The following is a 22,664-nucleotide window of genomic DNA, read 5'->3' as shown; positions in this document are numbered from 1 at the left end:
AGGTCCCGCGGATAATTGTGCCCAAAATAAGTCATGCCTGCGAGGTCATCACTGCGTCACCACCCACGACGCCCCAGGCGTCTGAGTTCGCCTTCCAGTTGCTCGAGAGCCTGGGAGGCCTCGGCGTTACCCGACAACACCTGATGCACGCGGTTGAAGAAGGCATTGGAGACCCGAGGATAGTGCTCACCGGTGACGCTGGCCGGGCGCGGCACTCCGCCGACCAGTGTGGTGTAGAGCTCGCCGATGAACGGTTGGGCCTCGAGCACCTCCTCGTCCTGGTAGAGGGCCTCGCGGGTGGGATTCATGCCGAAGCGAATGGCATGGGCCTTCTGCTGGTCATGGGCAGTCATGAAGGCCACCAGGTCGGCGGCGACCTCAGGATGCTCCGAATAGCGCGATACCGCCCAGCTCCAGCCGCCAAGGGTAGCCACCGACTCGCCCTCGGGGCCATGGGGCAAGGGGGCGGCGGCAAACTTGCCCTGGATGGCCGTACCCTCCGCCTGACCCAACGACCAGGCATAGGGCCAGTTGCGCATGAAAACCGCATTACCCGCCTGGAAGACACCGCGCGCTTCCTCCTCCATGTAGTTACGCACGCCCTCGGGGCTGATATCGCCTATCCAGCTGGCGGCCAGTGTCAAGGCGTCGGCGGCCTGGGGATTGTTGACCGTGACGTTGCCCTCGGCATCGACGATGGTGCCGCCACCGTAGCTGGCGATCCATTCCAGTGCATTGGTGGTCAGCCCCTCGTAGGCGCGACCCTGGAAGACAAAGCCGTGCATTCTCTGGTTGCCCGCTTCACGCTCGGCGTTCTGAATCTCGCGGGCGATATCGGTCAGTTGCTGCCAGGTGTCCGGCACCTCGTGTCCGTACGTCTCGAGCAGGTCGGTGCGGTAATAGAGCAACCCGGCATCCGTGAACCAGGGCAGTGCCAGTAGTTGGCCATCCACGCTGTTGTTGGCGATCATCGCCGGGAAGAACCCCTCGGTGTGGTCGTCTGGAAGGTACTGTGCAAGATCAACGAGATGCGGCGCCAGCAGGCCCGGCCATACGGTATCGATCATCAGCACGTCGATATCGCCGGACTGGTTACCAAGCAGCTGCTGGTACAACGACAACTTCTCGTTGGCGGACTGTGGCGTGGTGACCACTGCCACCTCATTGCCGGTCTTCTCGGCCCATTGCTGGGCAAGTTCGGGACAGTAGTCCGACGCCCCCCCATCACCACAGGCGATGGTGATCTCGATGGCCGACGCATGGCTTGCGACGAGCGCCATGCCGCCAGCAAGAAGCCCCGCGATCAGTGGCCGCGAAGTGAGTGAAGGTGCACGAAACATCATCATGCGAGAACTCCTGTTGTCATTGTCATTGCCAGGCTGCGATCCTCGGCATCCGACTGGAAGCAGGCGTCGAGAACCCCCTGAAGTTCGGCACCGCGGGCGAAGTCTGGCTGATCGTTCACGCCGCTTGCGATCCCGTCGATGAAACGCTGGTAGATACTTGGGGTAGCAGGGGCTTGCACCGAGCGCCAGCGCGCCGCATGCACGTCGTCTCCCAGGCAGGTGAGAACGCGATCCTTGGCATCATCGAGCACCACGCTAAGCGCGCCCTGGTCGCCATAGACACTCAGCTTGAGCGAATTGTGGTGCCCGGTGGCCCAGCGGGTGGCCTGCACGGTACCCAGGGCCCCGTTAGCGAATTCGACGCGCATCAGCGCACTGTCGTTGGCATCGAGCCGGTAATCGCCGATGCGGTTGTCCGGCGCCTTGTCGAAACACTTGAGCTGGCAGTTGACCCGGCTGATGTCACCTACCGGGAAGCTTGCGAAGTCAAGGATATGCACGCCCACATCGCCAAGCACGCCCTTGCTGCCATGGCCTTCCGAGAGACGCCACAGCCACTGGCTGTCCTGATCCCAGCGCCCCCAGGCATGGCTGACCAGCCAGCTCTGCAGGTAGCTGGCATCGACGTGCATGACTCGGCCGATGGCCCCCGCGGCGATCAGCTCACGGGCGTGCTGGATGGCCGGCGCATCGCGGTAGCTCAGGTTGATCATGTTGATCACCCCCGCTTCCCTTGCGGCTTCAGCCATTTCGCGGGCGTCCCCCGCGTTGGTAGCCAGTGGCTTCTCGCAGAGAATGTGTTTGCCAGCGGCAATCGCGGCGAGCGTCGTCACCTTGTGGACTCCATCCGGCGTGGCGTTGCTGACCGCCTGGATGTCCTTCCGAGCAAGCATGGCATCGAGTTCGGTGTAGACATCGGCGATTCCATGCTGCGTGGCGAGGCCATGGGCCTTGTGGTGATCGAGATCGCAGATTGCCGCCACCTCGACACCGGGCAGCCGGCCGAAGTGCTTGGCATGTTCGCCAGCCATGCTGCCGGCGCCAATGATCGCCAGTCGAATCATTTGAAGCCCTCCTCGCCGGGCTTGTGCAGCCCCTCACCCTTGATTTCCACCGGATTGGGCGCCTGGTCGGCGGGGACGTTGGGGCAGCTGTCGATCCACTGCGCCCCCTCCGGTTGCGCCCATTTCACGGCGTTCTTGAGCACCAGACGCACCTTGTCGTCGTAGTAGATCGGGTAGGTCTCGTGACCGGGGCGGAAGTAGAAGATCTTGCCGTTGCCGCGCTTGTAGGTCAGCCCCGAGCGAAACACCTCGCCACCTTCGAAGCCACTGATGAAGATCACCTCATCGGGATTGGGCACCGCGAAGGGCTCACCGTACATCTCGGCATGCGGCAGTTCGAGGTAATCGCCCACGCCCTGGACGATGGGATGGCCTGGATTGACCACCCACAACCGCTCGCGCTCCCCCGCCTCGCGCCACTTGAGTGAACAGGTGGTGCCCATCAGGCGCTTGAAGATCTTCGCGTAGTGCGCCGAGTGCAGCGCCAGAAGCCCCATGCCCTGCAGCACACGCGCCTGAACCCGGTCGACGATCTCGTCGCGCACATCGCCATGCGCAGCATGTCCCCACCACAGCAGTACGTCGGTATTCTCCAGCACCTCCTCGGTCAAGCCGTGCTCCGGCTCCTGAAGCGTTACCGCGCGGGCCTCAATGTGTGGATCCTCATTAAGTGCCTCGGCGATGCAGTTGTGCATGCCAGCGGGGTAGATGCGTGCCACGACCTCGTTGGTCTGCTCGTGTACGTTCTCACCCCAGACGGTGACCTTGATCGTCATGATGTCGCTCCTGTGTTTTGGCAACACTTATGGTTGCTCCCTGATGGATAGCTCCCTGATGGATAGCTCCCTGATGGATAGCTCCCTGATGGCCGGGTCCTGATCGACTCACTCAAGGGCGTGCATGCGCTAAACGTAAACGCTTACCTTCTTTTCGTAAACGTTTACTTTGCTACATCTTTGGTCGAATATGCATCAGCACCCACACTGCAATACCCGTGGCGTATCGCTCACGGGTATGGCGGTGGTAAATATTGAAGGGGCGAGAGTCGCGCCAGGAAGTGAGGGGGGGAGGCGATCAGCCGTTGATGCGCATGCCGCTATTGAGAGGGGTCGGGTGACGCCCCCCTGGGATCGGCACGGAAAGCCTGCCCCGGCTCTCGGCCGGAGGCATCGCGACCATCGCCTCGCTCGCTGCTGCCATCGAGGCGTCCGCCGCCGTGCCCTTCCATGCTCACACTCAAGCGCGGCACGCCAAGGTCGATAGATTGCGCTTCCATGCGCTGCTTGAGCAACAGATTGAAGGCCCGCGACACGTCCCACTGCATGGTCGGTGCAGTGCGAAAGTGCATGCGCAGGATCGGGCAGCCTTCCTCGAACCCCTGTATCCCCTGCATTTCCAGTGGTGACCAGATGTGGTGGCGCATCATCGGGTCCTGGCGCAGCGCCTGGGCGGTTTCCTGCATCAAGGTGATGGCGTCATCGATCGGCATGTCATGGGGAATGCGCAGGCGCATCAAGGCGATCCCGAACTGACGCGACATGTTATGGATCGATTCGATACGGCTGAAGGTGATGATATGCACGATACCATCGAGGTCGCGCAGACGTACCGTGCGCAGGGTGAGGCCTTCCACCGTACCCATATGGCCGTTGATGCGCACGAAGTCGTCCACCGCCAGTGAATCCTCGATGAGAATGAAAATACCAGTGATCAGGTCCTGTACCAGGGTCTGGGCACCGAAGCCGATGGCCAGGCCAATGACACCGGCACCGGCCAGCAGTGGCGTGACGTTGACTCCCAGGTTGGCAAGCCCGACGATCGCCGCAATGATCACGATGGTGGCGAAGATCACATTGCGGATCATCGGCGTGATGGTCTGGGCACGCGCCAGATTGACGCGCCGCCCCCGCGAGCGGGCAGAACTGGTCAGCGCACGCTTGATAGCGGTATCGGCGAATATCCACACCAGCCAGGCGATCAGCACGGTTAATGCAATGGCCACCAATGCCTGGCCGATGCGTGCGCTGGCCACGCCCTGCTGGCCCATCCCGAGCAGCGATCCACCCCATACCTGCAACGACAACTCGGCGAAGACAAGCCAGGTGGCCACGTGGGAGAGCGTATAGCCGAAACGCACCAGCCGTTTGCGGTATTCACTGGAACGGCGCCGTTTGACGCGCCTTTCCGACTGCCGTCTGATCAATCCGGCAACCACCAGCGCCAGCACCAGCAGCGCCGCGGAAATGATCGACCGTGCCAGTGCCGTGCCCACATCGCCGACACTGACGAATATCGCCAGCAACGAGCCTACCACCAGCAGCAACGCCGGCACGTGCCAAAGTCCGCCCAGTACACGCACCACCTCGGCAGCGCCGCCACTGTCGCGCCGCAGACTATAGGGACGATTGCGAATCAAATGCTTCACCGGGCGCTTGAAGCGCAGGATGAAGCGGCCACTGAGCAGCGCCGCCAGCATATTGGCCAGCACCGAGAGCAGCCCCGCCAGCTCCAGGCCGATCAGTGCCGACAGGCGGGTCGAGTTGAAGGCATCACCAAGCGCCACCAGCGCACCGATCACGAACAACGAACGCAGCGCATGTTGCTGGATCAGTTGCACGGCGACGAAACGATGCCCACGCGTGAACACCGAGACGAAGGTTTCCACCACTACCGACAGCGTGCGACCGCACAGCGCCACATAGGCGACCACCAGCGCCAGTGCGCGCCCTGGGCTTTGTGGCACCAGTTGGGCGAGCCCCAGGACCAGCCCGAAAGCCAGCGCCCAGGGCAGCATGCGGCGCAGAAAATGCACGGCCAGAAGCCAGGCGCGGGGTTCACGGGGCAAGTCCAGCGGCCACTGTCGGCGCCTGGCGAGAAGCCTGCCAAGTGCGATCAGTATCACCAGCAGCCCTACCCAGATGCCCAGAAGCACGGTCGCCTCGATCAGAAAGCGCACCAGGTCGGCGTTGCCGGAATCGACCAGCAGGTTGCTCAGATCCTGCCAGCCCTGCTCGAGCTGCACACGCCACTGATCCAGAGGAGAGCCACCGGCCTCGGCCTGCTCTCCCAGATCGCTCAAGGTCTCGGCCAGCGCACCCAGCAGCCCCTGTCTTTCAGGAGCCGCGCGTTCCTCGGCAAGCTCACTGTTCGCTACCTGGAGGTCGCGCAGGTTTTCGAGCAGCGCACCTCGCTGCTCAGCGTCTTCCAGGGTGCTGATCACCCGCTCGAGAGACGCCTGGAAAGCCTCGGGGTCGGGCGCTTCCTCAGCCGACTCACCGCCGACCAGCCCGGCAAGGCCGAGTTGTTGTGAATGCGCCGGGGTGGCTGCCAGGGCAAGCAGTAGCGACACCGTCAGCGACAGCCAGAGCCCGACCAGCACATGCCCCCAACGGTAAGGGAGGGCCGCAGGACGACTCGGGCAGCACAATCTGGGCAACATCGGGGCTCCGTTATCTATGATAGGCTGCGAAAGCTGCCATTTCGTAAGGTCATCTCGTCAGGCCATCTTTCAGGAATGGGCACTATCGACACGCACAGGATGCCGTCATGACGCCGCTACCGCCACCCGAACCCTGCAATCCCGATGGAGAACTGCGTCGCGTTGGCGTCGAGGTCGAGTTCGCGGGCCTGCCCCCGCAGCATACTGCCGAACTGGTCCGCGACCTGTTCGGTGGTGACATCGTCGCTCTCAGTGCCCATCGGCTGAAGGTCAGCGGCACCCGCTGGGGCGACTTCATGATCGAACTCGACACCCAGTATGCGCACCCCGACGATACGCTGCTCGAGGCCAAGCTCAAGGACGACAGCGAGTGGCAGCGGCAGCGACACCAGATGCATGTGGAGTTCCACACCCGCACCCGCGAATTGATCGGCGACGTGGTCACCGGGCTGGTCCCCACCGAGATCGTATGCCCCCCGGTACCCTGGAACGAGCTGGATGAGCTCGACCGGCTGTTCGATGCCCTGCGCGAACATGGTGCCAAGGGCACCGACGCCAGCTTGCTCTATGGCTTCGGGTTGCATTTGAATCCCGAGGTGCCAAGCCTCGAGGCGGGAAGCCTTCTCGATCACCTGCGCGCCTACCTGCTCTGTGCCGAGTGGCTACGCGAGCAGATCGATGTGGACATCACCCGGGAAGTCTTGCCGCATGCCAATCCATTTCCGAAATCCTATGCCATCAAGGTGCTCGAACCCGACTATGCCCCGGATATCGACACCCTGATCGAGGATTATCTCGAGCACAACCCGACCCGCAATCGCGAACTGGACATGACACCCTTGTTTGCCTTCCTGCGCCCGGACTTTCCCCATGAACTGTTCCGCGACAAGCTGGTCAAGCCGCGCCCCACCTTTCACTATCGGCTTCCCGATGCCCGACTCTCGGCACCCGGTTGGGGATCGGTGGTGGAGTGGAACCGCTGGTTGGCTGTCGAGGCACTGGCCGCTGACCGCGAAACGCTGATGACCCGCGCCAGCGACTACGTGATACGGCACACACAGACACCGCTGGCACGGCTGTGGCGCAAGGTGCGCGGCTGGGCGGGGGCATCGTGAGCGAGTCGCGGCCTCTGATCGGCATCACCACTTCCGACGACAAGAGCCATATCGCCTGGCTGTTCGACTGGTTCGCGGTATGGCGTCATGGAGGACGTCCACGCCGGCTGTCGCCATCGCGTCCGATACCCGACCGTCTGGATGGCCTGATCATCGGTGGCGGCGACGATATCCAAGCCCATCTGTATAACAGCGAAGTGCAGCTCGACGTGCGTGTCGACCCTCAGCGCGACGAACTGGAGCTGGAGTTGCTGGAACGCTTCATACCGCTTTCAACGCCGGTGCTCGGCATCTGTCGTGGTGCCCAACTGATCAATGTCTATCTGGGTGGCACGCTGGACCCGGACATCTACACCTCTCACGAAGGACTCAAGCGTCGGCGCACCGTGCTGCCGCGCAAGACCGTGGATATCGTCGCGGCAAGCAAGCTGCATCGCTTGCTGGGTGTGAGCTGGTGTCGCATCAACAGCCTCCACCATCAGGCGGTACGCCAGGCCGGGCGAGGCATCGAAATCGTCGCCCGTGATCGCGACGGCCTGGTACAGGGCATCGAGTCCCGCGACCACGACTTCCTGATCGGCGTGCAATGGCACCCTGAATGGCTGATCTTCAACCGCCCGCAGCAACGCCTGATTCGCGCGCTGGTCAAGGCTGCCGCGCGCAAGCATAGCGAGCGAGACTAAGCCATGCGCACCAACGCCAAACGGCCACCCGAAGGTGGCCGTTTGGCGTGGTATCGACCTTACGCTCGGAAATCAGCTCTCGAGCGTCGCCTCGAGGGTAATCTCGGCATTGAACAGCTTGGAGATCGGGCAGCCCGCCTTTGCCTTCTCGGCACACTCTTCGAAAGCCGCCTTGTCGGCGCCCGGCATTTTCACCCGTGTCACCAGGTGAATGGCAGGAATGCTGAAGCCGCTGTCGTCCTGAGCCAGCGTCACGGTCGCCGTGGTATCGATGCTCTCGGCTTCCATGTCCGCCTCGCCGAGAATCATCGACAGCGCCATCGAAAAGCAACTGGCATGGGCAGCGCCAATCAGCTCCTCGGGGTTGGTGCCGGCCTCGCCCTCGAAACGCTGGCGAAAATCATAGGGCGTGTCCTTCAAGACACCGCTTTCGCTGGACACCGTCCCCTTGCCATTCTTGAGGCCGCCCTGCCAGCGGGCGGAAGCTGTCTTGGTGATGCTCATGGTGTCGCTCCTTGTCGATTGAAATGACCTTGGAAGAGGTCTTTAACATAGTCCTGCTTGAACACAGTCCTTCTTGAACATAGTCCTGCTTGAAACAGTGTAGCCGGCTTTGCCGAACAACCTGCCAGCATGCTCCGCCCACCCTGACGCCAATCGGCGCTCAGGACAAGGCAGCAAGTGCTGCGTCGTAATCCGGTTGGTCCTTGATTTCCTCGACCAGTTGGCTGTGAATCACCTGGTCGTTGTCATCGAGCACCACCACGCCACGCGCGCACAGGCCGCTCATCACGCCGCTGCACAACGCCACGCCCCATGCCTCGAGAAACTCCGGATGGCGGAAGGTGGAAAGCGTCTCGACGTTATCCAACCCCTCGGCGCCACAGAAGCGCTTGGCGGCAAACGGCAGGTCGGCGGATACCACCAGCACCACGGTATCGGCCATGTTCGATGCCAGCTCGTTGAACTTGCGCGTCGACATCGCACAGGTCGGCGTATCGACGCTGGGGATGATGTTGAGCACCTTGCGCTTGCCGGCGTAGTCGGCAAGTGTCACGTCGGCCAAGTCGGTATTGGTCAGAGTCAGTGGCGGCGCCGCCTGGCCAACACTTGGAAACTCTCCAGCCACATCCACCGGCTCTCCGGCGCGGGTTACCTGTCGCATTGTCATTCCTCCAGTCCTGTGGTGAAAAACCAACAACGTGACGAGACTACCCTGTCGCCACGCGACCGGCCACCGCGCATCAATGTCGGCCATCAGGCTCGGGTTGGCGCAAGGCGTCCAGCGTCGCGGCGAGCCGTGCATCGCCGAACGCACGCATTCTCTCGATATTGCGCGCTGGAATGCCCTCGGGGTCGGGGTGATGGGCAAGCGCTTTCTCGAGGCCCGCTTCGCGCAGCAGGTGCAGCATCGGCCATGGCGAACGGTTGGTGTAGTTGGCGGGATCATCGGACGTGGCATCCGCGAAGCAGTAGTCGGGATGAAAACTCGCCAGTTGGTAGATTCCTTCATAGCCCTGGTCGATGAGCAGTGCCTCGGCGATGGCCAGCGCATCCAGGTAATCCTCGAACGCCTCGAGGCCACCCGTCAGCACCAGCAGGGTCGTCTCGATTCCAGGGTGACTATCGAGCAGGCGGCACTCATTGATCACCTCAAGCAGCGCCCGTTCCAGGTCCGCGGCGTCCACTTCCACATAGCGGATGGTGTCGCGCGCAAGCTCTCGTCCGGCGAACGGGCAGACATCATGGGCAACCACGAAGGTCTCAACCCAGCGACGACTGGCGGCAAGGGGCAGTGAATCCGACGATTCAGCAACGGTCATGGCAGAGCTCGGCAGGTAATACGGCTCACTATAGTCCGCGCAGCGATCATGAATTGCAAAGCGTTGCAGGCTGTCACAGCATGATTGAATCATTCCCGACAGGAGAGCGAATCACCATGAGCCGCACATCCCAGCCTCACGTCAACCTGGCTGCCCAAGGCGAGCTTGCGTCGATCGATCTACCGTCCATCGGCCAGGGCACCTGGTACATGGGTGAAGGTCTTGCGCCCAGACGCGATGAGGTTCGCGCGCTCCAGGCCGGGCTGGAACACGGTCTCAGGCTGATCGATACCGCCGAGATGTACGCCGATGGAGGTGCCGAGGAGGTTGTCGGCGAGGCACTGGTGGGCCGACGCGACGAGGCCTTTCTGGTCTCCAAGGTCTACCCATGGAACGCTGGACGTGATGACGCCATCGCCGCCTGTGAGCGCAGCCTGGCCCGGCTAGGTACCGATCATCTGGACCTCTACCTGCTGCACTGGCCGGGCAACGTACCCCTGGCAGAAACGCTCGAGGCGTTCGAGCGACTGCAGGCCAGCGGCAAGATCCATCGCTTTGGGGTATCGAACTTCGACATCGATGAGATGGCCCAGCTTGCCGAGGTGCCCGGCGGTGATGCCTGCGCGGTGAACCAGGTGCTCTACCATCTCGGCTCACGCGGCATCGAACACTCCTTGCTGCCCTGGCAACGCGCCCGCGGCATCCCGACCATGGCCTACTGCCCGCTGGCCCAGGCCGGAAGCCTGCGTCGTGAATTGCTGTCTCATCCCGAGATACTGGACGTGGCATCGGGCCTTGGCATCACCCCGACCCAACTGCTGCTGGCCTGGGCGATTCGCCCAGCGGAAGGCCGACGCGATGTCATCGCGATCCCCAAGGCGACCCAACTAGAACACGTCGAGCAGAACGCCTCCGCACTGACTATTCACCTCGATGATCAAGCCATCGCGCGCCTGGACGCCGCCTTCCCGGCACCCAGCCACAAGACGCCGCTGGATATCGTCTAACTTTCACTTGGCGTCATGCCGCTGAGACAGGCAGCGTCCTGGTCACCATAGCCATACTCGACTCGCAATCCTCGCTGGATCGCCTGGCGCTCGGCGAGCGGTTTGTGCTGGCTCGCCTTGTGTTTACCTTCCAGGCGTTCGATGGTGATCTCGACCCCGACGATGGCGCGGCACATCGCCGCGAGATACTCGTCGGGCGCATCACTGACCCGCCAGGGGGATTGCCGATCGCCCTCGAAGCGCTCGGTGAGCGCGGTCACCACATCACGCAACCAATCCGTATCGTCGATCAGACGCAGCCTGCCATGCGCGTGCACCACCTGATAATTCCAGGTCGGCACCACCTTGCCGTGTTCGCGCTTGGCCGGGTACCAGCTCGGCGTGATATAGGCATGAGGACCATGAAAGATGGCCAGCGCCTCGACATGGTCCACGGCACTTCCGAGATGTTTGGTGAGCGGGTTGGCACGCGCAATATGGCCCACCAAACGGTCCTGCCCCTGATCATCGCTCGCCGGCATCAACAACAATGGCAGATGATCGGCATTCAGTTGAGCTCCGGGGATTGTGCTGATCAGGGTCGCAAAGGGCGCCGTTCCGATTAGCCGATGGCACGCTGCGTGTTCCTGCATGCGAAACTGGACGGGCCAGTGCATATGTGACTCCTCAATACAGCAAGCTGGGTGACCGCGACGCGGCGATCATCGATGACAGTGACTGGCGCTGGCGACCCTCGTTATCGAAGTTCGCGGGGGCCAGCCAGCGTCGGTGGCAATCGCGAATCGCCGGCCATTCCTCATCAAGCACCGAGAACCAGGCCGTGTCGCGGTTGCGCCCCGCTACCACACGATGCTGGCGGAAGATGCCCTCGAAGCAAAATCCCAGCCGCTCGGCGGCACGGCGGGAGGGAGCATTCAGCGCATCGCACTTCCATTCCAGGCGCCGGTAGCCCTTGTCGAAAGCCTCGGCCATCATCAACATCAGCGCCTCGCTGGACATCACCGTACGCGCCATGCGTGGCGAAAAGCTGAGATGGCCGATCTCGACCCGGCCATCGACGGGTATCTCATTGAGATATGCCGCCATGCCCACCGCGTGACCATCGGCGAGGTCGACAACGGCATAGCAAAGCAGCTCCCGGTCGCCACTCATGCGCGTCAGCCAGGCACGGCAACCACTCTCGTCGTTGAACGGTCGGCCACCCAGATAGGTCCAGCGGGCAAGCGCTTCAGGGTCATGGTCGAACTCCGGGGCCGGCTCCCGCCACGCTTGCCACAGGCTCGCGACATGGTTGTCCGCGTTCAATGGCTCCAGCCGGCAGAAACGCCCGCTGATCAGCGAAGGCTCAAGCCCGGCGGACGGCTCCCATCCCACGATGTCAGGACCCACCGGCTGGCCGTAGTCATTGGTTTCAGGCGTCATGGCACCCACTCTCGAAGGTCTCAGGCAGTGATCAGGTAGGTATCGAAGGCCGTGTCGCGCTGCCAGCCAAGTGCCTGGTAGCGGGCCTTGGCCACGCTGTTTTCCACCTGTGTGCGTAGCATCAGTTGTGGCACACCCTGGGAACGCGCCAGGTCGCGCGCGGCTTCCAGCAAGGCACTTCCGGCCCCTTCACAGCGTGACTCGGGCATGACGAACAGGTCGTTGAGTATCCAGCGCGTTGCCAGGCTCGTCGTCGAAGGCACCGGAAACAGCTGCGCGAAACCAATGGCGCGATTGTCTTCATCGAGAGCCAGCAGCACATGCGCATCGCCCTTGTCGAAGCGCTGCGCCATGAAATGGCGGACGCCATCGGGGTCACTGGGTTGACGATAGAACTGGCGGTAGCCATCGACCAGAGGCACCAGCTCGTCGAGCTGTTCGCGTGTCGCTTGGGAGATCGTGATCATGGCAAGGCTCACTGTCTGGATGTGACGAAGCGTCAGTCTGCCGGCATAATGGTTCCCCAAGAAGAACCAGTCTTGCCTATTCATGAGGAACCAGTGGCAGATCCCAACGCCCATCGACTGTGGATTCAGGAGGCCCTGAACCTGCAGCTCTCCACACCCGATGACCGAACGCTTGGCCAGCGGCTTTATGATGCCTTGCGTAGCGGTATCCAGCAGGGGCAGCTTAGCACCGGCCACGCCCTGCCCTCTTCCCGGCAGTTGGCCGCCAGCCTGGGTATCGGCCGGAACACCGTGCTGGGCGCCATCGACCGCCTGGTTGCCGAAGGCTTTCTGGTATCGCGACAGGGTGCCGGCGTGTTCGTTGCCGAGTGGCAATGGGACCCACAGGCTCGTAAGGTCGCCGACCATACGGCACCAGTCGCCCTGTCGCGACGCGGCGAGCGACTGCTTGATTTCAGTGCCTCATCGAGCGAGCGACACCTCGCCTTTGCTCCCGGCGTGCCCGCCCTGGATCGTTTCCCGCGTGAACGCTGGCAACGCTTGCTGCGGCGCCACCAGCAGCGTGCGCCCATCGACTGGTTCGATTATCAAAATGCCGGCGGTGTCAGCAGCCTGCGCGATGCCCTCTGCGACTACCTGCAATTGTCGCGCTCGGTGCGCTGCCGACCGGAGCAGATCCTGATCACCCAGGGCGCCCAGCAGGGCTTTGAGTTGATCGCGCGGCTGCTTGCCGACGTGGGTGACAGCGTGTTGATGGAGGAGCCAGGGTATGGCGGCGCCCAGGCCTGTTTCGCCTCGGCGGGGCTGACATTGCAGACGGTTGAGGTGGACGAGGACGGCATGAATGTCGCGTCGCTTGCCGCCGAGACGCCGTCTCCCAAGCTGATCTACCTGACTCCCTCGCACCAGTATCCCCGTGGCGCGACCCTGCCACTGTCGCGCCGCACGGCGCTATTGGCGATCGCTCAGCAGCATGGTGCCTGGATCATCGAGGATGACTACGACAGCGAATTTCGCTATTCCAGTGCGCCGATCGCCTCGCTTCAGGGGTTGATGGATGACGCTCCGGTGATCTATGTCGGCACCTTCAGCAAGGTGCTCTATCCAGGCTTGAGACTCGGTTATCTGGTGCTGCCACCCTCGCTGGTCGACAGCTTCCGGCGTATCAATGCCCGCCTGCATCGCGAGGGGCAATATGTCGCCCAGGCGGCACTGGCCGACTTCATCAGCGAGGGCCATTTCTCCCGCCATGTGGCGCGCATGCGCAAGTGCTACCGAAGTCGCCAGGCGGCGCTGCGCCGTGCCCTGGCGCCAGCGGTTGCTCGCGGGCTCGAGCTCTCCTCCGGCCACGCGGGCATGCACCTGGTCGCTTACCTCGAGAGTCACGAGATGGAGCGCGAACTGGTTCGGCAGGGAAACGAAGCCGGGCTGCGGCTATCAGCACTTTCCGGCTACTATTGGCGCAAACCCGGCCAGCCGGGACTGGTACTCGGCTACGCCGGCGCCAACGAAAACGACATCGACCGCGCCGGACGCTGGCTCAGCGATGCCTGGCTGAGCATTGCCCGAGAAGTCACCAAGGAAAAAACGCCCTATGAGCACCGCAAAGGAAAGAATGCTGGCGGGTGAACCCATTACCATCGAGGATAATGTCTGGCTGGGCGGAGGTGTCATCGTGCTCGCTGGCGTCACCATCGGCGAGAACAGCGTGATTGGCGCGGGCGCCGTCGTGACCAAGGACATCCCCGCCAACGTCGTCGCTGTCGGCAACCCGGCGCGTGTCATCAAGGCGCTGGACGATGATTGACTCCGCTCGGCCTGACGGCATGCTGTTGCGCAGGCGCGATCATCGTCTCCCGCCCTCGCTGTGGCTGACGCGCCGATAGCGATAGCCAACCCCGGCCACCGTTTCGATGCGGCCGGCATCCTCGCCGAGCTTGCGCCTGAGCCCCACGCCCCGCGGCATCGACCTTGTTGCTGAATCCCGTGTAATGGCTGCCCCACACCTCGCTGAAAGCCGCTCACGGGCTACCGCTTCGCCCTCGCGGTCCATCAAATCCTTTTTGTGACGCCTTTTGTGATGCCAGGCGATCCGCCAGCCGGGTCGGTTCCGGCAGCTTGGTACGCCCCAGGCAGGCCACCACCCACTCAAGCGCGGATGACAGGCAGAGGCGGTGACCGGGCGAGACGAACACCGGATTGACCTGGGCGCGGGAGCGCAGCACGGCACCGATGGTCTCGTCATTGTGCACCAGAGGCACCCAGTCGCCCCGCTCGTTGCCAGGCTCGGCGTGACGCCCGCATAGCCGTGACTTGGCAATGCCGATAGTCGGCAGATCCAGCCACAGGCCCAGGTGCGACGCCACACCGAAGCGTCGGAGATGAGCGATGCCCTGACCATCGACCATCACCAGTTGTGGCGTCGTTGACAGCTCATCGAAGGCAGCCAGGGCCGCAGGTACCTCGCGAAACGACAACAGCCCGGGTATATAGGGCATCCGCGTTGGCTCGCGATGCACCACCTGCTCAACCACCTCGAACTCGCCGCTTCCGCTTGGCGGCCAGGCCAGTACTACCACCGCCGCGCGGGTGATCTCGCCACCGGCCTCGAAACCGATATCCACCCCGGCGATATGACGAACCGTGTCGAGGCGATCCTCCAGCTCCACCCCGCTTGCCAGGTGCTTCTGCAATTCAATGGCCGCTTTCGGCGCGAGGTCCCAGTCATGCAAGGGAGGCTTGGACATTCGGGCTTCCTGATTCATGGCCTGCACTCGGGTTAGACTACGGCTTTTGCCGCGTGATGAGCGACCGAGGGGCCGATGCTGACACTGATCCACACCGCCGACTGGCACCTGGGGCAGAGCTTCCACGGCCAGGAGCGCCATACCGAACACCGCGCCTTCCTCGACTGGCTGCTCGAGACACTGGTCGAGCGCGACGCCGATGCGCTGCTGGTGGCAGGAGATATCTTCGATGTGGTCAATCCCTCGTTGCGCGCCCAGGAGCTGTTGTACGACTTCATCGTTACCGCCCATGAGCGCCTGCCCAAGCTCGATATCGTGATGATCGCCGGCAACCACGACAGCGGCAACCGCATCGAACTACCCGCACCTTTGATGCGTCGCCTGGGCACCCATGCACTAGGTCGGGTCAACTGGCTCGATGACGGCCAACTGGATGCCGAACGGTTGCTGGTGCCGCTCACCGACAGTGACGCCCAGACCCGCGCCTGGTGCCTGGCACTGCCCTTTCTGCGCCCTGCGGAGGTCACCGGGCATCACCTCGGCGGCAAGCCAGGCGACCAAGAGGAAAGTGCCGAGAGCGCAAAAACGCCCCGCAATGAGTATGTCGAGGGTATCACTCATGTGCATCAACAGCTGTTCGCCGCCGCGCGGGAGCGCCGCGAGCCAGGCCAGGCACTAGTGGCGATGAGCCATGCCCATCTGCATGGCGCGCAAGTCTCCGAATCAAGTGAACGCCCGATCGTGATCGGCGGAGAAGAATCGATCTCGGCTGGCCTGTTTCCCGCCGAGATCGCCTACGTGGCACTCGGCCACCTGCACCGTGCCCAGCAGGTCGGCGAGCCACGTATTCGCTACAGCGGCAGCCCTCTGCCGCTGGACTTCAGCGAGGTTGACTATCCACACCAAGTGGTGGAAGTCCGGCTGTCGGGTGATGCGCTGCACGGTACCGAGACGATCCCGGTGCCACGCCCGGTGGCCATGCAGCGCATCGGCCCGGCACCACTCGATGCGGTACTGGCCAGCCTCGCGGCGCTGGAGGACGACCCGGCACTGCCGCGTGAACGCTGGCCGTGGCTTCAGGTCAGCGTGATGCTCGACGCCCCGGTGCCGGATCTTCGTGCCCGCGTCGAAGCGGCCCTGGACGGAAAGGCCATGCGCTTGCTGCGTCTCACACGCCGCTTGCCGGATATCGACAGAGAGGCTCCCAAGACACGTGTCACCCTTGAAGAAATGGGCCCACAGCGGCTGTTCGAGCTGACCTGGAAGGCACACTGGGGCGAGCCGCCAGGCCCCGATGTGATGGCGGATTTCAACCAACTGCAACAGCAGGTGCTGGACAGCGACGCCACGGATGATGCCCGAGCGGAGTCTCACCCATGAAGATTCTCTCGCTGCGTCTTGCCAACCTGGCCTCGCTGCCCGGTCCGCTGGAGCTCGACTTCACCGAATCCCCACTGCGCGAGGCTGGCCTGTTCGCCATTACCGGGCCCACTGGCGCCGGCAAGAGCACCCTGCTCGACGCCCTGTGCCTGGCCTTGTACGGCAACACCCCCAGGCTTCGCCAGGCGCCCGGCCGCGATGCGCCGCTCCCCGATGTGGAAGGCGAAACACTCAGTACCGCCGATCCACGTACCTTGCTTAGGCGAGGCACTGCCAGTGGCCATGCCGAGGTCGATTTCCTCGGTCGTGATGGTCGCCGCTACTGCGCCCGCTGGGCGGTGCGCCGCGCCCGCGAGAAGGCTCAAGGGCGGCTTCAGGCAGTGGAACAGTCATTGCGCGACCTCGATGCCGACCGCCTGCTGACCACTCAGAAACGCGAGTTCGACCGCCTGCTACCCGACGTGCTCGGCCTGAACTTCGACCAGTTCACCCGTGCCGTGCTGCTGGCCCAGAGCGAGTTCGCCGCCTTCCTCAAGGCCGACGACAATGAGCGCAGCGACCTGCTGGAACGACTGACGGGCACCGCCGAATATTCCGAGATATCCATCGCCGCCTATCGCCGCGCAAGCGAAGCCAAGAAGGCCGTGGACGCATTGGAAGCCAAGCTCGCCGATGACCTGCCCGCCGAGTCCGAGACCCGCCGCGAACTCGAACGACAGGCCGAGAGCGCCCGTCAGGCCCTGACCGATCTGCAACAGCAGCAGGCCAGGCTCGAAGCGCGCCAACGCTGGCACGATACCGACGCGCGTCTCCGCCACGCCCTCGACGAAGGGCGCCACCAACAACGCCAGGCCGACATGGACTGGCAGGCCATGGAACAGGCTCGTGCCGATCGCGAGTGGCGCCGGGTGATTCTGCCACAGCGCCACCGCCTGACCCGCCAGGCCTCGCTGCCCGACGACATCGCCCGGCAGCAAGACAAGCAAACCCGGACCCTGGATGCGCTCAAGCAGGCCGAGGCGACTCAGGCACAGCACCGACAGGCTCACGAGGCGGCAGAACAGGCCATGGAAGCCGCACGGCAAGCTCGCCAGCACGCCGAACCCGCGCTGCGCGAGGCCCGTCAACAGGCGGCGGATCTGGCCCATCTCGAACACCAGGTGGCCCAGCAGGAAAGGACCCAGGCCGACCTCAAAAAACAGCGTGGCGAACTGGATGCCGAACACCAGCAGGCCCGCGCCGAGCATCAACGACGCCGCCAACAACACGATGACTGGCAGGCCACCCTGGCACAGTTGATGGGCGATCATTCCCAGCTCGAGGAAGCCCGGCAGGCTTCCCAACGGGCCTTCGACCAGGCCGCACAACGCCAGCTGGCTCTTGACGAGCTCAGCAGCCGCTGGCAGCAATACCGTCGGGCCGTCGACCATCACCGGCGCCTGGTCGACCGGATACAACAGGATGAGCCACGGCTGGCCACACTCCTGAAGCAAGGCCAGCAGGCCAGGAGCCAACTCGAGAAGGCGCGCGGGCACCATCAAACCGTCAACACCGTGATCGAACGTGGCCGAGCGGTGCGCAGTGAAAGTGTTGCCGCCTTGCGTGATGGACTGGCAGACGGCGAACCCTGCCCTGTCTGCGGCAGTCTCGACCATCCCTGGCGCCATCGGCCACCAGCCACGCCCGAGGCCCATCAACTGGCCGCCCAGCAGCAGGAAGAAGAACGCCAGCTCAAGGAGGCGCGCGACGCACTCGACTCTGCCCAGCAGCAACGCGACCGGCTATTCAGTGAATACAGCGCACTTGAAGCCGCGCTCAAGCAAGCTCGCCAGGAGGCCCAATCCGCCGAGCAGCAGTCTCAGGATGCCCGTCTGGCCCTGGAGAACCACCCGCTACATGGCGAACTCACCGATATCGACGGCGCCGAGCGCGACACCTGGCTGGCCGACCAGGCCGAGCAGAGCAAGGCAAGCCGATCGCATCATCAAAAACGGCTGAGTGAGCTCAGCCAGGCCGAGCAACAGATCGAGCCGCTCAAGCGCGCCCTGCAGGAGGACGCGACACGCCTGGCGCGGTACGAGACTCGTCGCGAAGGTGTCGACAAGGCGCTTGGCGAACTGGCCGAACAGCTTCCGCCGCTCAAGGCCCAGCGCGACGCACTGGGCAGCCGACTCAAGGCCCAGCTTGGCCAGCACGCTTCACCGGATGCCTGGCAACAGCACCTCGACGAGACACAAACGACCGCCTATCAGGCACGCGATAACGCCTTGGCGAAGTACAACGCAGCATGCCAGGAACTCCAACGCCTCACGCAGCAGCGCGACCATCAGCGCCAGCGCTTGAGCGAATTGCAGCGTGAGTACGAGACCCTTTCCCAGACGCTTTCCGAGTGGCGCCAGGCCAACCCCAAGCTGAGTGATGCCACGCTCGAGCGGCTACTTGAGCAGCCCGACGAAGACGCCAAGCGCCAGGAACAACAGCTGAACGCCGCCGAGCAGGCACGCCAGCAAGCCGAAGCCACCCTTGCAGAGCGCCGCCAGGCACTGCTCGCACACCGCCGAGAAATGACACCGGTCGACGGCCATGCCGACGCTCGAAGTGAACAAGCGCTGCTGGGAGATCGCGCCGATCAAGCGATCCGCGAGGGCCGAGAGGCGCTTGCCAGCGAACGCAACGCCCTCGAGCCGACGCTTGAAGAGGCCCAGCGTGCCCGCGACGACACCGCCTTCGCGCTGAGCGACGACGAGCGCAAGCGCGCGCGCCGGCGAGAAGGCCAAGCCGAACTCGACACCGCCCGCGCCGACTATCGCCGCTGGGGGCAAATCAGTGAGCTGATCGGCTCCGCCGACGGCAAGCTGTTCCGGCGTATCGCCCAGGCCTACAACCTCGAACAGCTGCTCGAACACGCCAACGTTCACCTGAGCGGGCTGAGTCGCCGCTACCGGCTAAGACGCGGCGGAAGCCCGCTGGGCCTGCTGGTAGTGGACACCGACATGGCAGATGAACAGCGCTCGGTGCACTCGCTCTCAGGTGGCGAGACCTTCCTGGTCTCGCTGGCCCTGGCACTGGGGCTCGCGTCCATGGCATCGGGAGAGCTGGTGATTGAATCGCTGTTCATCGACGAAGGCTTCGGCAGCCTAGACCCCGAATCCCTGGCACTGGCCATGGATGCCCTGGACGGCCTGCAGGCGCTTGGCCGGCGTGTGGGGGTCATCTCCCACGTGCAGGAGATGCACGAACGCATCCCGGTGCAGATCCAGGTGGAGCCGCTTGGCAACGGCACCAGCCATACGCGCATCGTCTGCCCATGACCGGGCATGCTCGCTATCGCTGTTGCTTTTAGGGGCTGCCTGGATATCGGAACGAATTGTCGGTGTTCTCATCGCTTGTTTATGCCGTTTGATGTCTATGCGTGTGGCCATCCGTGTAGCGCGCGTTCGGCACGGCTCAACTGGTGGCCAACGCGAACATCGCTACCCCCACAGCAAGACCGCCGCCAATGGCGGCTAAGCGGCGGGTGCGGCGGCGATCCAGTCGTGATGGGCCGGCGGCGTAGTCAAAGCGCTCGTAGATGATGCGATGCATCGGCATGCCAGCGTCGAGGAGCGCGTCCGAGACGGCCGTGACCATCCCGCCGGGACCGCACATAAGCACTACTGACTGCACCGGATCGAGCCCTTCGAGGAGGGAGGGGAGACGATCCCGGTCGAGCAGACCAATCTCGCCGCCATAGCCGGGAGCGGGGGTCTCGGAAAGCAGGAGCACGTGTAGATCGAGCCTCGCGCGGGCTGCATCGATCTCGTCGAGGCAGGCGAAGTTCGCGGGGTCGCCAACGGCGTAGACGAGCCGGACGGGACGTCGTTCACCCTTCGCCACCATGTCGCGCAGGAGCCCCATTATCGGCGCGATGCCGACACCACCCGCGATCAGGATCACGGCCTCCGCGTCGGTGCCTTCCAGCACAAACTCACCGAAAGGTCCATCGACCCCCACCGGCGTGCCGGGCACCAGGGCGCCCACCTTGCTCGTGAAATCACCAGCCTCCTTGATAATCAGCTTCACTCCGGGATCCTGGGGACTATCGGAGAGCGAAAACGGATGGTCGAAGAGTGGAAACCGTCTCCGCCCGACGGTTAGCCAGACAAATTGTCCGGCGCTATAGACCAAGGGGGGCGTTCCGGGCGCAGGCTCGAGATGTAACTCCCACATCCGTTCGGCAATGGGCGAGACACGGGCGAGCGTCCATGGACGCCGATGCAGCTTGAGCCAACGCCAGCCATAGAGCACTCCGACTACCACCGCGACGGCGGCGCCTGTTGCGAGCCAGAGGGGCGGTAACCCCGAAGCAGCGGTGAACCGGCCAGCCGTGAGTGCGTGGTGCACACTTCCCATCAACGCCACGAAACCAAGCGGCAGGTGCGTGATCCGCCAGGTCTCGTAGCGCCACGGCAGGCGCTCGCGAAGCAGTGATGTGATCAGCAGCAGCGCGAAGGCTGCCCAGGCGACGACACCGCTGCGGTAATGTGGCGAGCTCAGGTAGAACGCCAGCCGCTCACGCCCCAACGCCGGTGCCTCGAGCCAGGTAGGCAGCACGTAGATGAGAGGATGCAGGACCACTGCGACCAGCAGCCACCACGCCGCAATCTTGTGGAAGGCCATGACCCTGTCGATGCCGAGATGGCGCGAGACGATGTTGAAGCGTCCCGACGTCACGAACTGCACTGCCATCGCGATGACAGCGACCATACCAAGCGCTGCTGCCGCTCGCTCCCACCGGTCGGAAGGCGCGGCGTGGCCAAACAGCGCCACCGCGAGTGGCAGCATGACCACGCCGAGATAGCACATCGCAAGCGCGGGACCCGGTAAGCGAATAGTGTGACGGGTGGTGGCGTCATGGGTGCTGCTGTCGTCGGGGCTCGTCATCGTGTTTCCCTTCATCAATCCCGCGCCTATGATCGAAGATAGACCAAGCCCTTGGAATGCTGTGCCTCAGGTGCCAGTGTCAGCACGTCACGGGGCACTGGCGAGGAGGACTGACCCATGTTCCGCCGAGGTATCCAACGCATCGCGATCATTGCGACTTTCGCCTTGGCATCCACCGCCATGGCGCAGGATGACGATACGGCGCTCCCCGCGATCGTCGAGGCGTGGCTCGCGGCTCCGCACGGCGACTACCAGTCTCCCTCGTTCACGCACTGGAACGCGGAAGGCGAGGTGCCGACGCAATGTGCGGCCTGCCATTCAGAGCCTGGCTTCATCGATTACCTGGGCGCGGACGGGAGCCCGGCGGGCATCGTCGATGCCCCGGCGGCGATCAATGTGCCGATCGGATGCGCCTCCTGTCACACGACTGCTGCACATGAGCTCGACGAGGTGACGTTTCCTTCGGGCGCAAGCGTCACGGCGCTGGGCGAGTCGGCGGTCTGTTCGGTCTGCCATCAGGGCCGCGCGTCCACCGACACTGTCGCCGCGCGGGTCGAAGGCCTCGACGAAGATGCGGTCGACCCCGAGCTTGGTTTCATCAACGTCCATTACGGGGTTGCGGCAGCGACACTGCATGGCGCGTCCGTTCGCGGCGGATACCAGTATGCCGGGCGCGATTATGTCGGGCGCTTCGACCACGTGCCGAGCGCTAGCACCTGCACTTCCTGCCATGAACCACATAGCACCAAGGTGGCGACCGAGACGTGCCTGAGCTGCCATCGCGGCGTGGATGAGATCACGGCGATCCGCACCCGGCACGGCGATTTCGATGGCGATGGTGATACCGCCGAAGGCATCCATGGTGAGATAGAGACCCTTCGCACCCACCTGGGCGAGGCGATCGTTCGCTACGCCGCGGAGGTATCGGACAAACCGGTCGGCTACTCAGCCGATACCTTCCCCTACTTCTTTGCCGATACCGATGCCGACGGGGAAATCAGTCCGGACGAGGCTGTCTTCCCCAACCGCTATCAGAGCTGGACGCCGCGCCTGCTGAAGGCGGCCTACAATTACCAGTTCTCGAAGAAAGACCCCGGAGCCTACGTTCATAACCCCGGTTACATGCTGCAACTTCTGCACGACAGCCTTGCCAGCCTTGCGCAGCGCATCGATGTGGAAGTGCCATCAGTTCGACGTTGATTTCCGAATTGCCTGACGGCTAAAGCATGGGTGGATCAACGCTAACGC

The 22,664-nt window shown here is 63.6% G+C and carries 20 protein-coding genes; 8 read left to right on the top strand and 12 right to left on the bottom strand.

The features are described 5' to 3' along the window. Nucleotides 1-56: 56 nt before the first annotated feature. The 4 genes from C6V82_RS03440 to C6V82_RS03425 all read right to left on the bottom strand — a co-directional run bounded on the left by C6V82_RS03440 (nucleotide 57) and on the right by C6V82_RS03425 (nucleotide 5,849). Nucleotides 57-1,346, bottom strand: a complete 1,290-nt coding sequence (locus tag C6V82_RS03440) for an ABC transporter substrate-binding protein (protein WP_373297566.1) — start codon at nucleotides 1,344-1,346, stop codon at nucleotides 57-59. Then, on the bottom strand, nucleotides 1,343-2,410 hold the full coding sequence (locus tag C6V82_RS03435; RefSeq protein ID WP_102589466.1) for a Gfo/Idh/MocA family protein: 1,068 nt from the start codon (nucleotides 2,408-2,410) through the stop codon (nucleotides 1,343-1,345). Before C6V82_RS03435 ends, C6V82_RS03440 begins: the two co-directional genes overlap by 4 nt. Next, nucleotides 2,407-3,186 (bottom strand): ThuA domain-containing protein, encoded by a 780-nt coding sequence (locus tag C6V82_RS03430; protein ID WP_102589465.1) that lies wholly within the window; start codon nucleotides 3,184-3,186, stop codon nucleotides 2,407-2,409. The genes C6V82_RS03435 and C6V82_RS03430 overlap by 4 nt, the downstream gene beginning before the upstream one ends. Before the next feature lie 320 nt (nucleotides 3,187-3,506). Then, the gene (locus C6V82_RS03425) at nucleotides 3,507-5,849 is read right to left on the bottom strand and encodes a mechanosensitive ion channel domain-containing protein (RefSeq protein WP_102589464.1); all 2,343 of its coding nucleotides are present in this window, start codon (nucleotides 5,847-5,849) and stop codon (nucleotides 3,507-3,509) included. A 107-nt stretch (nucleotides 5,850-5,956) separates the two neighbouring features. On the opposite strand from C6V82_RS03425, the gene C6V82_RS03420 reads away from it, so the two are divergent. Both C6V82_RS03420 and C6V82_RS03415 read left to right on the top strand, forming a co-directional pair. Continuing rightward, nucleotides 5,957-6,964 (top strand): amidoligase family protein, encoded by a 1,008-nt coding sequence (locus tag C6V82_RS03420; RefSeq protein ID WP_102589463.1) that lies wholly within the window; start codon nucleotides 5,957-5,959, stop codon nucleotides 6,962-6,964. Further along, nucleotides 6,961-7,647 carry a gamma-glutamyl-gamma-aminobutyrate hydrolase family protein gene (locus C6V82_RS03415; RefSeq protein ID WP_102589724.1) on the top strand — a complete coding sequence of 229 codons (687 nt, stop codon included), beginning with the start codon at nucleotides 6,961-6,963 and terminating at the stop codon, nucleotides 7,645-7,647. The genes C6V82_RS03420 and C6V82_RS03415 overlap by 4 nt, the downstream gene beginning before the upstream one ends. Nucleotides 7,648-7,719: 72 nt before the next feature. Here C6V82_RS03415 and C6V82_RS03410 read toward each other — a convergent pair whose 3' ends face one another. The 3 genes from C6V82_RS03410 to C6V82_RS03400 all read right to left on the bottom strand — a co-directional run bounded on the left by C6V82_RS03410 (nucleotide 7,720) and on the right by C6V82_RS03400 (nucleotide 9,470). Beyond that, nucleotides 7,720-8,151: an OsmC family protein gene (locus tag C6V82_RS03410; protein WP_102589462.1), complete on the bottom strand. Its 432-nt coding sequence runs from the start codon at nucleotides 8,149-8,151 to the stop codon at nucleotides 7,720-7,722. 160 nt (nucleotides 8,152-8,311) lie between these two features. After that, nucleotides 8,312-8,812, bottom strand: a complete 501-nt coding sequence (gene tpx / locus C6V82_RS03405) for a thiol peroxidase (RefSeq protein ID WP_102589461.1) — start codon at nucleotides 8,810-8,812, stop codon at nucleotides 8,312-8,314. Nucleotides 8,813-8,891: 79 nt separating this feature from the next. After that, nucleotides 8,892-9,470 carry a DUF1415 domain-containing protein gene (locus C6V82_RS03400; RefSeq protein WP_102589460.1) on the bottom strand — a complete coding sequence of 193 codons (579 nt, stop codon included), beginning with the start codon at nucleotides 9,468-9,470 and terminating at the stop codon, nucleotides 8,892-8,894. 116 nt (nucleotides 9,471-9,586) lie between these two features. Here C6V82_RS03400 and C6V82_RS03395 point away from each other — a divergent pair, with 116 nt between their 5' ends. Next, nucleotides 9,587-10,477, top strand: coding sequence for an aldo/keto reductase (locus C6V82_RS03395; RefSeq protein ID WP_102589459.1), 891 nt, complete (start codon nucleotides 9,587-9,589; stop codon nucleotides 10,475-10,477). Here the strand turns inward: C6V82_RS03395 and C6V82_RS03390 are convergent. From C6V82_RS03390 to C6V82_RS03380, 3 genes are read right to left on the bottom strand one after another with little or no spacing between them, the layout of a single operon-like run. After that, nucleotides 10,474-11,133: an FMN-binding negative transcriptional regulator gene (locus C6V82_RS03390; protein WP_102589458.1), complete on the bottom strand. Its 660-nt coding sequence runs from the start codon at nucleotides 11,131-11,133 to the stop codon at nucleotides 10,474-10,476. The genes C6V82_RS03395 and C6V82_RS03390 overlap by 4 nt on opposite strands. 10 nt (nucleotides 11,134-11,143) lie before the next feature. After that, complete coding sequence (locus tag C6V82_RS03385; protein ID WP_102589457.1) at nucleotides 11,144-11,899, bottom strand: GNAT family N-acetyltransferase; 756 nt, start codon at nucleotides 11,897-11,899, stop codon at nucleotides 11,144-11,146. 20 nt (nucleotides 11,900-11,919) lie between these two features. Next, nucleotides 11,920-12,366 carry a GNAT family N-acetyltransferase gene (locus tag C6V82_RS03380; protein WP_102589456.1) on the bottom strand — a complete coding sequence of 149 codons (447 nt, stop codon included), beginning with the start codon at nucleotides 12,364-12,366 and terminating at the stop codon, nucleotides 11,920-11,922. Between the two features lie 48 nt (nucleotides 12,367-12,414). Between C6V82_RS03380 and pdxR the strand changes: the two genes are divergently transcribed. Both pdxR and C6V82_RS18250 read left to right on the top strand, forming a co-directional pair. Further along, nucleotides 12,415-13,995: a MocR-like pyridoxine biosynthesis transcription factor PdxR gene (gene pdxR / locus C6V82_RS03375; protein ID WP_180978347.1), complete on the top strand. Its 1,581-nt coding sequence runs from the start codon at nucleotides 12,415-12,417 to the stop codon at nucleotides 13,993-13,995. Continuing rightward, the gene (locus C6V82_RS18250; protein ID WP_219724535.1) at nucleotides 13,961-14,173 is read left to right on the top strand and encodes a DapH/DapD/GlmU-related protein; all 213 of its coding nucleotides are present in this window, start codon (nucleotides 13,961-13,963) and stop codon (nucleotides 14,171-14,173) included. The genes pdxR and C6V82_RS18250 overlap by 35 nt, the downstream gene beginning before the upstream one ends. A 214-nt stretch (nucleotides 14,174-14,387) precedes the next feature. Here C6V82_RS18250 and nfi read toward each other — a convergent pair whose 3' ends face one another. Next, entirely contained in the window at nucleotides 14,388-15,113 is a 726-nt protein-coding gene (nfi, locus tag C6V82_RS03360; protein WP_229843053.1) for a deoxyribonuclease V, read from the bottom strand. Nucleotides 15,114-15,188: 75 nt separating this feature from the next. Between nfi and C6V82_RS03355 the strand changes: the two genes are divergently transcribed. Continuing rightward, a complete protein-coding gene (locus C6V82_RS03355) occupies nucleotides 15,189-16,493 on the top strand; it encodes an exonuclease SbcCD subunit D (protein WP_219724534.1) in 1,305 nt (434 codons plus the stop codon). Beyond that, nucleotides 16,490-19,804, top strand: a complete 3,315-nt coding sequence (locus tag C6V82_RS03350) for an AAA family ATPase (RefSeq protein WP_102589453.1) — start codon at nucleotides 16,490-16,492, stop codon at nucleotides 19,802-19,804. Before C6V82_RS03355 ends, C6V82_RS03350 begins: the two co-directional genes overlap by 4 nt. Before the next feature lie 136 nt (nucleotides 19,805-19,940). On the opposite strand, the gene C6V82_RS03340 is transcribed toward C6V82_RS03350, so the two are convergent. Next, nucleotides 19,941-21,416, bottom strand: coding sequence for a ferredoxin reductase family protein (locus C6V82_RS03340; protein WP_102589452.1), 1,476 nt, complete (start codon nucleotides 21,414-21,416; stop codon nucleotides 19,941-19,943). A 117-nt stretch (nucleotides 21,417-21,533) separates the two neighbouring features. Between C6V82_RS03340 and C6V82_RS03335 the strand changes: the two genes are divergently transcribed. Further along, a complete protein-coding gene (locus C6V82_RS03335) occupies nucleotides 21,534-22,616 on the top strand; it encodes a hypothetical protein (protein WP_219724533.1) in 1,083 nt (360 codons plus the stop codon). The last annotated feature ends 48 nt before the right edge of the window (nucleotides 22,617-22,664 follow it).

The organism is Halomonas urumqiensis (assembly GCF_003028575.1).
Lineage (GTDB): Bacteria > Pseudomonadota > Gammaproteobacteria > Pseudomonadales > Halomonadaceae > Halomonas > Halomonas urumqiensis.
Note: the sequence above shows the minus strand (reverse complement) of the source record. Positions and strands in the feature narration are given on the sequence as shown.